Source organism: Clostridium sp. SY8519 (assembly GCF_000270305.1).
Lineage (GTDB): Bacteria > Bacillota > Clostridia > Lachnospirales > Lachnospiraceae > SY8519.
This window is the reverse complement of sequence record NC_015737.1, coordinates 182,501-195,991: the sequence shown is the minus strand read 5'-3', so window position 1 is coordinate 195,991 and position 13,491 is coordinate 182,501. Positions and strand designations below refer to the sequence as shown.

The window sequence follows — 13,491 nt, the reverse complement described above, 5'->3', positions numbered from 1 at the left end:
CCATGAGTGAACAGGCGAAGTATTATGTACTGCGAAAAAAAGCAGTGCCGGAAGTGCTTCTGCAGGTTGTAAAAGCCAAGCACCTGCTGGACTCCGGCAAAGTGTCATCCGTAAATGAAGCGGTTCAGGCCGTTGGGATCAGCAGGAGCTCTTTTTATAAATACAAAGATGATATTTTTCCGTTTCACGACAATGCCAAGGGAAGAACCATCACCATGGTCATTCAGCTGGATGACGAGACCGGGTTGCTTTCGGCGGTACTGAAAGAGGTGGCAGACTGTCACGCGAACATTCTGACCATTCATCAGAGTATTCCGGTGAACGGAATTGCGTCATTAACCCTCAGCGTGGAAGTCACTGATCAGACAGGAGATATTTCCGGACTGATCGAAACGATTGAGTCCAAGCAGGGAATACATTACATCAAAATATTATCAAGGGAGTAAAAGTATGATCAATATTGCGGTATTAGGGTATGGAACCATCGGATCCGGTGTGGCAGCAGTGCTGAAGACCAACCGGGGAATCATTGCCCGCAAGGCTGGCGAGGAGATAGGAATCAAATACATTCTGGATCTGCGGGATTTTCCGGACGACGAGAATGCAGACCGTATCATTCATGACTACAGCGTGATTCTGCAGGATCCGGAGATCCGCATCGTAGTGGAAGCCATGGGTGGCGTGGAGCCGGCGCATACCTTTGCCCGGCAGGCAATTGAAGCCGGAAAGCATTTTGTCACGTCCAATAAGGCGCTGATCGCGGAATACGGCGCCGAACTGATTGCCCTGGGCGCGTCACACCGGGTGAACGTCTTTTTTGAAGCCAGTGTGGGCGGCGGAATACCGATTCTGCGGCCGTTAAATACCAGCCTCAGTTCGGAAGATATCCTGGAAATCACCGGGATTCTGAACGGTACCACCAACTATATGCTCACGAAGATGTCGGAAGAAGGATCGGAATTCGCGGATGTACTGAAGGAAGCCCAGGAAAAAGGCTACGCGGAAGCAGATCCCACAGCAGATATTGAGGGCTATGATGCCTGCAGAAAGATAGCGATTCTAACTTCGCTGGCAGCCGGACGGCAGGTGAATTACACAGATATCCATACAGAGGGCATTACGTCGATTACGGCCGCTGACATGAAATACGCGGCAGCCATGAACCGGCGGATCAAACTGCTGGCCACCAGCAGAAAGGCCGGGGACAGCTACTGTGTCATGGTGGCTCCTTTCCTGATCGGCGCGGATCATCCCCTGAGTATGGTCAATGATGTGTTTAACGCAGTCTTTGTGCGGGGCAATATGGTAGGGGAAACCATGTTTTACGGCGCCGGCGCCGGCGCGCTTCCCACAGCAAGCGCAGTGGTCGCTGATATTATCGACGCGGCCCGTCATATGGAAGAACATACCCCGATCCAGTGGGATCCGGAGAATCTGACCCTTGTCAGTGAGAAAAAGATGGCATGCGCGTACTTTGTACGTACCACTGCGGATCCGGAAGCCATTGAAGATGCGTTTGGCAATGTGACCTATGTCAAGGCAGAAGGGATCGAAGGCGAGCAGGCTTTTGTGACCGGTATCATGGACGGCGCGACTTACGCAGAGGCGGCAGGCCGGATTGACGGGATTATTCAGATGATTCGTGTGAACTGAGAAACAGTTAAAATCTATATAGGCCGGAGAGATAATGACCGATTTGGCATTATGTATGTAGGGCGGAAGGGCAGAATCAGCGGGCGGGGGCACAGGCGATCTCTTGGATTTCTTCTCCATATACAATATTGCCTGATGGAGAATCCCGTAATTCATACGCAATCGTATTGCAATGCGCGAGCAAAATGTTTACTGTACATTCCTCACGGAACTCCTGCCTTTGGTTACTGTCGAACAAAAAATCCGTTGGCATGTCAAGGAACCCAGTGCATCTGGGGAATGTAACCTTGATCTGCCGACGGATTTTTGTTATGCGCACAATTTGGAGTATCGGATTCGTCTGCATAGCGCCGAAACAGAGCACTAACACGCTGGGATTGGCGACCTGTCTATCGTTCATTCAGTTCCGTTTCATCGATTCTTCGTGTAATCGCAGATATCTATAATAAAAGTGCTGGCACTAAATTAAAACCTGGGTATTATAAAGTTGGTAAGGATCTTAAAGCTGGAAAATATTGTATAAAATATGTGTCCGGGCATGGTGGATATGTATTAAGTAATCGAAATGATGGTAATTGCATTGCAGAGGCTAATATGGATAGAGATCCAAAAACCGGAATGTACGTAGATTATGCTTCAAATGTGGTTTGGAAAAAGGGGAAACTATTGAAGTATCTAGTGATTTGACTGTACTTTTTATACCGGAAACGTATGGGGAATGTTGTAAATTATGAACTTTTATGAAGCGATATTGAGTCGGACGGCAGAACTGCCGTCCGACTATTGATTACTAGTTAAAAACCCAATGGAATGTTAATGATGCCCAGCGCATCCGGATGTTTATCTACCCTTGTTCCGCTGGCGGATTTTTTGTTTATTCATTGTCCGTCATAAGGCTCCGCCTCGCAGACGGGGGAAGTCAGGTCTTCATAAAAGATGACCAGGCTCTGCTGATAATACTGGGAAACCCACAGTGTGGCAAGGCCGAAGCTCAGCAGAGACAGAAGCATCCAGCCGATGTAGGAAAGGCACAGGCCAAAAAGACGTGCTTTGTTGTGCCGCATCAGTTTTCTGCTGTCCCGGAATGCCTGGAGAACATGGATGGTATCAATGCTGTCAATCAGAAGATAGTTGGTCAGGGCCAGCGCCAGCATCAGGATGATCAGAACAATGCTTCCGATGACAGACAGCACGGCGCCGATGACGGACAGGGAGAAGCTGGACAAGGCAGCGCCAGCCATGGAGCAGATGATGCCCGGAAGGAGGCATGCGAAGCTGATCAGGATCATCAGAACAGACACTCCGATGAATTTGTCCGGGCGTCTGCGGAACGGAAAGAAAAGATCCGGAAAGGCAAGGGGCTGCCGGCGGGCGATCTTTAAATGCATATACAGGATGCCGCAGGAGAACAGGGAACCGATGACTGCCACAACAATCAGGCCGACAAAGCCGATGATTCCGCTGAAGACGGAGCCGTCCGTAAAAGCCCGGCGAAGCATGGGCGTAAATGGGGAAGAGCAGATCATTACAATCAGTGAGACAAGGATATAGGCGCCAATGAGAGTGCCGTAGCTGCCCAGGAGATTTTCTCTGGACACTGCTTTGATTTCAGATATTTTTTTATGCATGGAGTGCCTCCTTTATGCTGCGGATCCCCGAGCATTGCCGTAATAATCATTGCTGTTGCCGGAGCTGCTGCCGCCGTCTGAGCTGTCGCCGTAGTAGTTTCCGCTCCGATTTGAATCACCGTAATAGGAACCATTGCGGTTTTTATTATCGTTATTGCTATTATTATTATTATTATTATTACTGTCTTTGCTGCCGCTGTTTCCGCCAGTTTCCTGGTCGGAAGATTTACTGTCCGCGGAAGAATCTGAATTTTTTTTGCCATAGATATCCTGGTAGATCTCATTATAGAGATCCTGCCCGCTCTTGGTGTTATCATTGGCGTATTTTTCGATATAATAGGTATAGCGGTCAATGGCTTTGTCGATACCGCCAAAACGGGAAATGACAAAAGAGACCGAAATGGCGGACAGAATACCGCCCACAGCAATGGAAACAATGCCAAGAATCTGTCCGATGCGCGCGGCCCGCGGCATCCGGCGGTTTTTTCCTTTTCCCAGAACGGCAAACAGAACAGCCAGAGATCCGAACAGAAAGGCGGTGAAGACCAGATAACAGGTGACCAGTGCCAATACGCCGCAGACCACAGAAGCAGCGGTCATGGCATTTACCGGCGGACGGCTGCGGTAGGGAAGTTCAGGATCACTGCCGCGTCTGCCTTCCGGCCCGTAAGGATCGGTTCTGTTCTGACGGCTGAAATCATCCGGATGATTCCAGTCGCCGGTGTTTTGCTGTCTGTATGTAAAATGTTTCATAGAACCTCCAGTATCTGCAGTCCCGAAGTCCAGAAAAGAGCGGAGATGCGGAACTGTCCATTCTGTATCTGTTGAACTACTGCCATCCGGTTACTGCGTATTCAGATGTTCAGCGGTGTAATCATAACATGCAGGTGAAAAAATAACAACATTATGATACAATAGTTGTCTTGCAGAGAGTGGCTGCACAGCAGCTGCGTCATTTGACGCAGGCCGCTGTGCAAACAGAAGGAGAGAAGCATCGTATGGATATCATTCGAATACTTGCCCGGGAACTGAAGATTCGTCCGGAACAGGCCCGTGCGGCCGTGGAACTCATGGATGCGGGAAACACGGTTCCGTTTATTGCCCGCTATCGAAAAGAGAAAACCGGCAGTCTGAATGATGAAGTCCTGCGGGATTTGTCTGATCGTCTGCAGTATCTGCGCAATCTGGAGACGAGACAGCAGCAGATCGCGGACAGTATTCGGGAACAGGGAAAACTGACGCCGGAGTTAGAAAAGAAAATATTCGCGGCAGAGACTCTGGCAGCGGCAGAGGATCTGTACCGTCCGTATCGCCCGAAACGGAAAACCCGGGCATCTGCCGCCCGGGAGCGGGGGCTGCAGCCGCTGGCGGATCAGATCCTGCGGCAGAAAAAGGGAGATTCGCCGGAAGCGGAAGCCCGCTGCTATATTAATCAGAAAAAAGAAGTGCCGGATGTGGAAACAGCCCTTGCAGGGGCCGGGGATATTCTGGCTGAGGATATTTCAGAACGGGCCGAATTCCGCGCCTGGATCCGGGAAAAAACCTATCGCAAAGGAATCCTGCGTTCGGATGCCAGAGACTCTGACGCCTCATCTGTCTATGAACGCTATTATTCCTTTGCGGAACCCATAGCCAGGGTGGCGGGACATCGGATCCTGGCGCTGAACCGGGGGGAAAAAGAAAAGTATCTGACCGTACATATCGACGCGCCGGAAGAGGAGATTCTTACCTATCTGAATCGTCAGATCATCAAAACAGGACAGACGGAATCCGCGCGGTTTCTGCAGAAAGTCATAGCAGACAGCTATCATCGGCTGACTGCGCCTGCCATCGAACGCGAACTGCGGAAGGAGCTGACAGACCGGGCAGAAGAAGGGGCCATTCGTGTATTCGGTAAAAATCTGGGCCAGCTTCTGATGCAGCCGCCGATTGCCGGACAGATGGTGCTGGGCTGGGACCCGGCGTTCCGTACCGGATGCAAACTGGCAGTTGCGGATGCCACCGGCAAAATTCTGGATACAGCGGTAATCTACCCGACCGCGCCGCAGAATAAAACAGAGGAAGCTAAAAGAGTGCTTCGCCGGCTGATTGAAAACTATGGGGTGACATTGATTTCACTGGGCAACGGTACGGCATCCCGGGAGTCAGAAGCCATTATTGCGGACTTTATAAAAGAACTGAAACAGCCGGTTTCCTATGTGATTGTCAATGAAGCCGGAGCTTCGGTGTATTCAGCCAGCAGACTGGCCACAGAGGAATTTCCGGAATTTGATGTAGGACAGCGCAGCGCTGCCTCGATTGCCCGCAGACTCCAGGATCCCCTGGCGGAACTGGTGAAAATTACGCCGGAATCCATTGGTGTGGGACAGTATCAGCATGATATGAACCAGAAAAAGCTCAGCCATGCGCTGGAGCAGGTGGTGGAGGATTGCGTCAACCGGGTGGGCGTGGATTTGAATACTGCTTCCGCCGCGCTGCTGCAGTATGTTTCCGGCCTGACGAAAACCACCGCCGCGAACATTGTGGCCTATCGGGATACCAACGGAAGATTTTACAGCCGCAGGGAACTGCTGAACGTTCCGAAACTGGGACCGAAGGCCTTCGAGCAGTGTGCCGGATTCCTCAGAATCCGAAACGGGAAGAATCCGCTGGATGCCACCAGCGTGCATCCGGAGAGCTATGGCGCCGCAGAGTCGGTGCTCCGGGCGCTGGGATACGAAAAAGAGGATCTGAAAAAGGGAGCGCTGCCCCGGCTGCATGTGGAAAAACAGGACAAAAAGCGGCTGGCCGCAGCCGCGGGAATCGGCATGCCGACACTGGAAGATATCCTGGAGGAATTAAGGAAACCGGGAAGAGATCCCAGAGAATCCATGCCCAAGCCCATATTAAGGACAGATGTCCTGGAGATGAGGGATCTGAGACCGGGAATGAAACTGACCGGCACCGTGCGCAATGTGGTGGACTTTGGCGCATTTGTGGATATCGGCGTGCATCAGGACGGACTCGTGCACATTTCCCAAATGAGTGACCGGTATATCCGGCATCCGCTGGATGTGGTATCTGTGGGTGATATTGTGGAAGTGGAAGTGCTTTCTGTCGATGAAAAGAAGAAGCAGATTGCCCTGACAATGAAGGGGCAGAATCAGGAGTAGATATGAAGACAGGGAAAGATCCTCAGGTGATCGAAACATTTGGGCCGGAAGAAACATTTGCCCTGGGAGAGAAGATCGGAAAAGAAGCATGGCCGGGCATGGTGATTACATTAAACGGCGATCTGGGAACCGGAAAAACTGTTTTTACCCAGGGACTGGCAAAGGGTCTTGGAATTACCGAACCGGTGAACAGCCCGACCTTTACCATTGTTCAGGTCTATGAATCCGGACGCCTTCCGTTTTACCACTTTGATGTATATCGCATCGGGGATATTGAGGAAATGGAAGAAATCGGCTATGAAGATTATTTTTACGGAAACGGCGTCACAATTATCGAGTGGGCGGAACTGATCCGGGAGCTTTTGCCGGAGCAGTATCTGTCTGTAACCATAGAAAAAGATCTGGAACGGGGATTTGATTTCCGGCGGATTACGATGGAGACTTGCGGGAATCCGGAGACCGGATTCTGTTCATCTGCAGAAAGAGGAGGAAAATAGCAGTTATGAAAATACTTGCGCTTGACAGTTCGGGTCTGGTGGCCAGTGTGGCTGTCGTGGAAGATGACAGTCTGCTGGTGGAATTCACCATGAATTACAAAAAAACACATTCGCAGACGCTGCTTCCCATGCTGGATGAGGCGGCGCGCATGGTGGAACTGGATCTGAACAGTCTGGATGCCATCGCGGTGGCAGGGGGACCGGGATCTTTTACCGGACTCCGGATCGGATCCGCTACAGCAAAAGGCCTGGCCCTGGCTCTGGACAAGCCGATTATCGCGGTACCCACTGTGGACGGGCTGGCTTACAATCTGTGGGGCTGCGGAGATATGATCTGTCCGCTGATGGATGCCAGACGGCAGCAGACTTATACCGGACTGTACGAATTCCGGGAAGGTGTGATGCAGACGCTGCGGCCCCAGTGTGCCGTCGGTATCGATGAAATTGTGTCGGATATTAATGCCCGCGGACGGAAAACCGTATTTCTGGGAGACGGGACAGCAGTTTTTTCCTCGTATCTGAAAGAAAACTGCCGCGTGCCCTATTCCTTTGCGCCGGCCCATCTGAATAAGCAGCGGGCGGCGGCCCTGGGCGCGCTGGCAGTGGTATATGCCGGTGAGGGACGGATGATGGATGCGGATGAACATAAGCCGGATTATCTCCGGCTGTCACAGGCCGAGCGGGAACGCAGGGAGAAGCTGAATGCAGGAAAGAAATAATACGAATGTCTCTGCAGAACCGGAAGTGATTCTGCGCGGAATGAGAGAAAGCGACGCGGCGCAGGCAGCGGAACTGGAAGCCGCCTGTTTTTCCATGCCCTGGAGCGAACAGGGATTTCTGGAGGGTATGCGGTCCGAAAATACGATTTTCTGCGCAGCGGAAGCAGAAGGAAGACTGGCAGGCTACTGCGGACTGTATACAGCGGCGGACGAAGGTGAAATCACAAATGTCGCGGTCCGGGAAGACTTTCGCCGCAGAGGTATTGGAAGAATGCTGATCCGTGAAATCCAGAAACAGGCGGCCCGCCGCGGGATCCGCAGCATTTATCTGGAAGTGCGGGAATCAAACACGGCGGCACAGGCCGTTTATGAAAAAACAGGGTTTTCTGTATGCGGATGCCGAAAGAATTTCTATCGAAATCCCCGGGAAGACGCCCGGGTGATGTGCTGCTGTCTGGAGGAACTGGAATGTTAGATGTATGTTTACTGGGAACCGGCGGAATGATGCCGCTGCCCCACAGGAAGCTGACCGCGCTGATGACGCGCTACAATGGAAGCAGTCTTCTGATTGACTGCGGGGAAGGGACACAGGTGGCTGTGAAAGAGGCCGGCTGGAGTGTGCATCCGCTGGATGTCATTTGCTTTACCCATTATCATGCGGACCATATCGGCGGACTGCCGGGGCTTTTGCTGACCCTGGGAAATGCGGAACGGCACAAACCCCTTCTGATGATCGGCCCGAAGGGACTGGAGCGGGTGGTCAGCGCGCTGCGCGTAATTGCGCCGGAACTTCCGTTTGAGATCAAATTTCATGAATTGAGCCAGCCGGAGGAAACCATTGCAGTCAATGGATATCGGATCACTGCTTTCCGGGTAAAACATAACGTGGTATGCTATGGCTACACGATTGACATTGACCGGAAAGGGCGGTTTGATGTGGAGCGGGCAAAGGCCCAGCAGATCGAACAGCGCTACTGGAACCGGCTGCAGCATGGGGAAACGATTGCCACCGAAGATGGAAGAACCCTTACACCGGATATGGTGCTGGGAGCGCAGCGGAAGGGGATCCATTTGATTTACTGTACCGATACCCGTCCGACCAGGGCCATTGCGGAACACGCAAAAGAAGCGGATCTGGCTATTCTGGAAGGAATGTATGCAGAGAAAGAAAAACTGGCTAAAGCAAAACAGTACCGGCATATGACCTTTTATGAAGCGGCCAGGATTGCCAGGGACGCAGACGTGAAGGCTTTGTGGCTGACCCATTATTCTCCGTCCCTGGTGCATGAAGAGCGTTATATGGGCGAAGTGCGGAAGATTTTTCCCAAAGCGGAAGCAGGAAAAGACGGCCGGATGATCGAACTGGACTTTACAGATGATCAGGATCCGAAGGGCCCGGAATCCTGCGCCGCGGAGCAGAAACCGGCAGGAGAAGAGAAAAATGACTGAAAAAGAAATAAAAATACTGGCAATCGAAAGTTCCTGTGACGAGACGGCAGCGGCAGTTGTGGTAAACGGACGGGACGTCCGTTCGAATGTGATCTCTTCACAGATCGCCCTTCACACGCTGTACGGCGGCGTTGTGCCGGAGATTGCTTCCAGAAAGCATATCGAACATATGAATCCGGTGATCCGCGAAGCCTTAAAACAGGCGGGAATGACACTGGATGACATAGACGGGATTGCGGTGACCTACGGACCCGGCCTTGTGGGGGCCCTCCTGGTGGGAGTGGCAGAAGCCAAGGCCATCAGTTATGCCAGACAGATCCCCCTGGTCGGGGTTCATCATATTGAAGGGCATATCAGCGCGAATTACATAGAAAATAAAGATCTGGAACCCCCTTTCTTGTGTCTGGTGGTTTCCGGCGGGCATACGCATCTGGTACAGGTGGAGGACTACGGCGTCTATCGTGTGCTGGGGCGCACAAGGGATGACGCGGCCGGAGAGGCATTTGACAAAGTGGCCCGTGCCATCGGACTGGGGTACCCTGGCGGCCCGAAAATTGAAAAAGCCGCCAGACAGGGCAATGCGGAGGCCATTCCGTTTCCCAGGGCGAAAGTCAATGACAGCCCCTATGATTTCAGCTTCAGCGGCGTGAAATCAGCGGTTTTGAATTATATTAACGGATGCAGAATGAAAAAACAGGAGATTGTGCCGGAAGACATCGCGGCCTCTTTTCAGAAGGCAGTTGTGGATGTGCTGATTGAACATGCCATCCGGGGCGCCAGAGAATTCGGCGCGGAAAAACTTGCGATTGCGGGAGGCGTGGCCTCCAATACGGCACTGCGGGAAGGCATGCGCGCCGCCTGTGAGGAAAACGGAATCCGCTTTTATCATCCCTCCCCTGTTCTGTGTACGGATAATGCAGCGATGATCGGGGCTGCGGGGTATTACGAATATCTGGCAGGCACGCGCAGCGGTCTGGATCTGAATGCGGTCCCTAATTTGAAGCTGGGAGAAAGATAAGTATGAATCTGACACAGGTGGAGTATTTTCTGGAGGCGGCGAAGTGCCTTAATTTTACAGCGGCAGCCCGTACCTTATATGTATCCCAGCCTGCGCTGAGCAAGCAGATTGCCTTGCTGGAGAAGGAACTGGGCGTCCCGCTGTTTCATCGGGAAAACCGACGGGTAGAGCTGACAGAGGCCGGAATTTGTCTTGCGGCGGAAACAGGGGGCGTGATGCCGATCGTAGCGCTGTGGAAGCATTCCCCGTCTCTGGTGGAGGATATTCTGCAGCAATATGCACGGGAAACATGAAATCTGATAAGGTGTTTCCGACACATAGAAGATAACCGCCGGTTATGATTCAGATAATAAATGAATATTTTACAAAGAGTGTAGCGATTGCTACACTTTTTTTGTGCAAAAAAATAGAAAATCTCCTGCGCGGACAGGTGTGCACAGGAGATCTGCAGGAGAAAATGAGAGAGGACGGGATATGATGCAGAACAGAAAAAATATGAAACGGGCAGGTGCGGCCGTGCTGTCAGCCTCCCTTTGCATGTCCATGGGAATGGGAATCCTGCCAGCGCAGGCGCATGCGGCGGGAAAGAAGAGTACCTATGTGAAGATTACCGCGCCGAAAAAAGTAAACAGCGGAAAAACCGGTACTTACACCATTACGCAGGTAAAGGGAAAAAAGAAAACGATTCGTTTTCGCGCAGTCGCAAAGTACAAGGGCAGGAAGGCAAAGGTATACTATAAAAGCAGCAACACGAAGATACTGAAAATAAACAAAACAAGCGGCAAGGCAGTGACCGGCGGGACCAGAAGCGGCAAGGCAGTGGTGACCGTATATCTGGCGAAACAGAAAAAAGTAAAGGCCCGTATCAAGGTACAGGTAAAAACGAAAACACCGGCAAAAAAACCGTCCAAGGGGAATCAGCCGGCAGATAAACCGTCTGCGGGAAACAAACCGGCAGGATCTTCTGACACGGTCAAAAAGCCGGAAAGCCATGAGGTAATCGATTACTCGGATGTATATTTTAACTATCAGAAGAGCATTAAAGCACAGAAGAATGCGCTGAGCCTGGTTCCGAAGGCGGCAGCCATCGAAGTGCAGGCCGCAGATGAAAAGGGCGCTACCGGGGTCGAGATCATTGGTTCTGCAGATCAGAGCAATCAGACGGATTATTATCTGAATGCGTATGTTGCGGGCAATGTCCTGAAACTGACACCGGATGAGGGGGAAAAAATTTCCCGTGTGGAAAGCATCAAAGGAGAGAAAACCACAGAAGAGAAAACTGCAGATGTGACAGAAGCAGTGAAAAAGGGCAGCTTTGTGCCAGATACCCTGGATGCCGGCAAAACGGCAGATCAGATCCTGAAAGTGACGATGGAGGATGGAGCTGTTTATCGGATCCACACGATGCCGGAAACCATGCCGGAGCTGTCGGTTGTCAAGCAGGCCGTGGCAGAGAAAAACGCCGGGGTGTACACGTTTGCGGTGGATCACTATCTGCTGCGTGTCAATACCAAAGGGGAACTGATCTATTACAGAAATCTCCTCTGCGCCGGCGAACACCAGGTGGAAAATTTTGCGCCGCAGCAGCAGGGAAAGAATTTCAGCTATTTTGCGGAGCTGAATACAAAATTCAGAAATGCTAACGGCGGATTCAGCAGCGGAATGTATGTGGTAATGGATGAAAATTACAGGGAAATTGACCAGGTGACTCTGCATGCCAATGCAGAACGCAATCATACCCATGGCGAGGGGTATCTGGATCAGCACGAATTTGTGATGCTGGGAAAGGGACATTATCTCACCCTGAGTTATACCAAGATGCTGGTAAACAATCTTCCGGATACCGTGAAAGGTCTGGAGGGAGCGAAAAAAGCTTACGTCTGGGCAGGAATCATCCAGGAAGTCAGGGATGGCAAAGTGGTACGGGAACTGAATACGACAGACTATCCCCTTCTGTATGAATCAGCAGTAGAGAAGATGGACTATGCCGGAAGCACAGCAGAAGGGACAGAGGTAGCCGTCGGACAGGATACCATATCCTCCTATGCGGACGGATGGCAGGATTATGTGCATGTCAACAGTGTGGATTATACGCTGCATCCGGATGGAAGCATAGATAAACTTCTGGTTTCCATGCGGGATCAGTCCGCGGTCTACCAGTTTGACGCAAAGAGCGGAAAGATTGACTGGATACTGGGCGGAAAAGCCAGCACACTGAAGGGATACGATGCCTATACGAGAACCCGCGCCGATGATAATGGAAAAACCTTCCAGGCCCTGACCTTCGGCCAGCATTACGCACGGTACAGCAATAAAAAAGCGGACGGCAGAATCAGCGGCAATCCGGTGATCAGCGTATTTGACAATGAGACAGGCACCGCCCCGTTCCTGGCTGTGAAATCAGAGATTCCTACTTTAACACGTGTGTTCCGCGCGGAAATCCAGGAAAAGACAAAAACCGTACAGATCAGCGATGTGATTAACGGGACGGATCTGAATAAGAAGACAGAGAAGTACCATATTGCCAGCCACTGCGGCAGCGTGGATTATTTTAACGCGAATTCAGTAGTCATCGGATGGGGCCTGCATGGCGTCATTGATACCATTGGAGCTTATGTACCAGAGGGAACGATTTCTGATGTCAACTATAAGGACTTACGGCAGGGCAGCCGTCCGATCTTTACAGAGTATGACAAAGCAAATGACCAGGTTACATTTGAATTAGCTGCCAGACGCAGCAGCAAAGTGAAACTGTCAGAAGCGATGTTCTCATACCGTACCTATAAGACGGCAAAATAGATAGTATAAGGGCATGGGAGAAGCAGCAGGAGCAGCAGGGTAATGGATAGCTGACTGTATGCAGGAAGAACTGCCAGGCTGCATTCCGGAGCGTAAGAGCGGGACAACAGGGCTTCGGGATGCGGCCTGGATCTCATTTACGAACGAGAGAAGAGTGTCCGGAAGAAATAAATAAAAAAAGATAAAATTTGTATTGACACAACAGGGGGAGATATGTATAATAATTTTTGCGTTCGATTCCTCGAGCGATTTTGAAAATCAATGGAGAGATATCGAAGTGGTCATAACGAGGCGGTCTTGAAAACCGTTTGTCCGAAAGGGCGCGTGGGTTCGAATCCCACTCTCTCCGCTCGAACATCCGGTGCTGACCTGCGTTTGACGGATGCGGCAGAGATGTTCGCAACAACCTATACAGATACATCCTGGGCAGAGAGATCTGAGCGATGTACAATTCGGAGAAGTACCCAAGCTGGCCGAAGGGACACCCCTGGAAAGGGTGCAGGTCGTGAAAGCGGCGCGAGGGTTCAAATCCCTCCTTCTCCGCTCGATTATAGGATCTGTACAATAAAATGCGAA

12 protein-coding genes and 2 tRNA genes are annotated in these 13,491 nt (G+C 51.4%); 12 read left to right on the top strand and 2 right to left on the bottom strand.

All coding sequences use genetic code 11. The features are described from left to right. Positions 1-2: 2 nt before the first annotated feature. Both CXIVA_RS01110 and CXIVA_RS01105 read left to right on the top strand, forming a co-directional pair. Positions 3-446, top strand: coding sequence for an ACT domain-containing protein (locus CXIVA_RS01110; protein WP_013976158.1), 444 nt, complete (start codon positions 3-5; stop codon positions 444-446). 4 nt (positions 447-450) lie between these two features. Further along, entirely contained in the window at positions 451-1,653 is a 1,203-nt protein-coding gene (locus CXIVA_RS01105; RefSeq protein WP_013976157.1) for a homoserine dehydrogenase, read from the top strand. 878 nt (positions 1,654-2,531) lie between these two features. Here the strand turns inward: CXIVA_RS01105 and CXIVA_RS01095 are convergent. Together CXIVA_RS01095 and CXIVA_RS01090 are read right to left on the bottom strand one after the other, a co-directional pair. After that, positions 2,532-3,281: a DUF975 family protein gene (locus CXIVA_RS01095; RefSeq protein WP_013976156.1), complete on the bottom strand. Its 750-nt coding sequence runs from the start codon at positions 3,279-3,281 to the stop codon at positions 2,532-2,534. Between the two features lie 12 nt (positions 3,282-3,293). Further along, the gene (locus CXIVA_RS01090; RefSeq protein WP_013976155.1) at positions 3,294-4,034 is read right to left on the bottom strand and encodes a hypothetical protein; all 741 of its coding nucleotides are present in this window, start codon (positions 4,032-4,034) and stop codon (positions 3,294-3,296) included. Positions 4,035-4,279: 245 nt separating this feature from the next. Between CXIVA_RS01090 and CXIVA_RS01085 the strand changes: the two genes are divergently transcribed. The 10 genes from CXIVA_RS01085 to CXIVA_RS01040 all read left to right on the top strand — a co-directional run bounded on the left by CXIVA_RS01085 (position 4,280) and on the right by CXIVA_RS01040 (position 13,458). Beyond that, positions 4,280-6,433 (top strand): Tex family protein, encoded by a 2,154-nt coding sequence (locus CXIVA_RS01085; protein ID WP_013976154.1) that lies wholly within the window; start codon positions 4,280-4,282, stop codon positions 6,431-6,433. Between the two features lie 2 nt (positions 6,434-6,435). Next, positions 6,436-6,930 carry a tRNA (adenosine(37)-N6)-threonylcarbamoyltransferase complex ATPase subunit type 1 TsaE gene (tsaE, locus tag CXIVA_RS01080; protein WP_013976153.1) on the top strand — a complete coding sequence of 165 codons (495 nt, stop codon included), beginning with the start codon at positions 6,436-6,438 and terminating at the stop codon, positions 6,928-6,930. A gap of 5 nt (positions 6,931-6,935) precedes the next feature. Further along, complete coding sequence (gene tsaB, locus CXIVA_RS01075) at positions 6,936-7,649, top strand: tRNA (adenosine(37)-N6)-threonylcarbamoyltransferase complex dimerization subunit type 1 TsaB (RefSeq protein WP_013976152.1); 714 nt, start codon at positions 6,936-6,938, stop codon at positions 7,647-7,649. Next, on the top strand, positions 7,633-8,124 hold the full coding sequence (gene rimI, locus CXIVA_RS01070) for a ribosomal protein S18-alanine N-acetyltransferase (RefSeq protein ID WP_013976151.1): 492 nt from the start codon (positions 7,633-7,635) through the stop codon (positions 8,122-8,124). The genes tsaB and rimI overlap by 17 nt, the downstream gene beginning before the upstream one ends. Continuing rightward, positions 8,118-9,098: a ribonuclease Z gene (locus CXIVA_RS01065; RefSeq protein WP_013976150.1), complete on the top strand. Its 981-nt coding sequence runs from the start codon at positions 8,118-8,120 to the stop codon at positions 9,096-9,098. The genes rimI and CXIVA_RS01065 overlap by 7 nt, the downstream gene beginning before the upstream one ends. Beyond that, entirely contained in the window at positions 9,091-10,116 is a 1,026-nt protein-coding gene (gene tsaD, locus CXIVA_RS01060) for a tRNA (adenosine(37)-N6)-threonylcarbamoyltransferase complex transferase subunit TsaD (protein ID WP_013976149.1), read from the top strand. The genes CXIVA_RS01065 and tsaD overlap by 8 nt, the downstream gene beginning before the upstream one ends. A 2-nt stretch (positions 10,117-10,118) precedes the next feature. Further along, positions 10,119-10,409, top strand: a complete 291-nt coding sequence (locus CXIVA_RS13625) for a LysR family transcriptional regulator (RefSeq protein WP_013976148.1) — start codon at positions 10,119-10,121, stop codon at positions 10,407-10,409. Positions 10,410-10,590: 181 nt separating this feature from the next. After that, positions 10,591-12,915 (top strand): aryl-sulfate sulfotransferase, encoded by a 2,325-nt coding sequence (locus CXIVA_RS01050; protein ID WP_041727523.1) that lies wholly within the window; start codon positions 10,591-10,593, stop codon positions 12,913-12,915. A 263-nt stretch (positions 12,916-13,178) separates the two neighbouring features. Next, positions 13,179-13,264: transfer RNA gene (locus CXIVA_RS01045), tRNA-Ser, on the top strand. Between the two features lie 105 nt (positions 13,265-13,369). Further along, positions 13,370-13,458 (top strand) — tRNA-Ser (locus CXIVA_RS01040). Positions 13,459-13,491 lie beyond the last annotated feature (33 nt).

Coding starts and splice junctions, on each gene's coding strand:
- CXIVA_RS13625 (WP_013976148.1), top strand. CDS start 10,119: ATGAATCTGACACAGGTGGAGTATTTTCTGGAGGCGGCGAAGTGCCTT.
- tsaD (WP_013976149.1), top strand. CDS start 9,091: ATGACTGAAAAAGAAATAAAAATACTGGCAATCGAAAGTTCCTGTGAC.
- CXIVA_RS01090 (WP_013976155.1), bottom strand. CDS start 4,034: ATGAAACATTTTACATACAGACAGCAAAACACCGGCGACTGGAATCAT.
- tsaE (WP_013976153.1), top strand. CDS start 6,436: ATGAAGACAGGGAAAGATCCTCAGGTGATCGAAACATTTGGGCCGGAA.
- CXIVA_RS01065 (WP_013976150.1), top strand. CDS start 8,118: ATGTTAGATGTATGTTTACTGGGAACCGGCGGAATGATGCCGCTGCCC.
- CXIVA_RS01105 (WP_013976157.1), top strand. CDS start 451: ATGATCAATATTGCGGTATTAGGGTATGGAACCATCGGATCCGGTGTG.
- tsaB (WP_013976152.1), top strand. CDS start 6,936: ATGAAAATACTTGCGCTTGACAGTTCGGGTCTGGTGGCCAGTGTGGCT.
- CXIVA_RS01085 (WP_013976154.1), top strand. CDS start 4,280: ATGGATATCATTCGAATACTTGCCCGGGAACTGAAGATTCGTCCGGAA.
- CXIVA_RS01110 (WP_013976158.1), top strand. CDS start 3: ATGAGTGAACAGGCGAAGTATTATGTACTGCGAAAAAAAGCAGTGCCG.
- CXIVA_RS01050 (WP_041727523.1), top strand. CDS start 10,591: ATGATGCAGAACAGAAAAAATATGAAACGGGCAGGTGCGGCCGTGCTG.
- rimI (WP_013976151.1), top strand. CDS start 7,633: ATGCAGGAAAGAAATAATACGAATGTCTCTGCAGAACCGGAAGTGATT.
- CXIVA_RS01095 (WP_013976156.1), bottom strand. CDS start 3,281: ATGCATAAAAAAATATCTGAAATCAAAGCAGTGTCCAGAGAAAATCTC.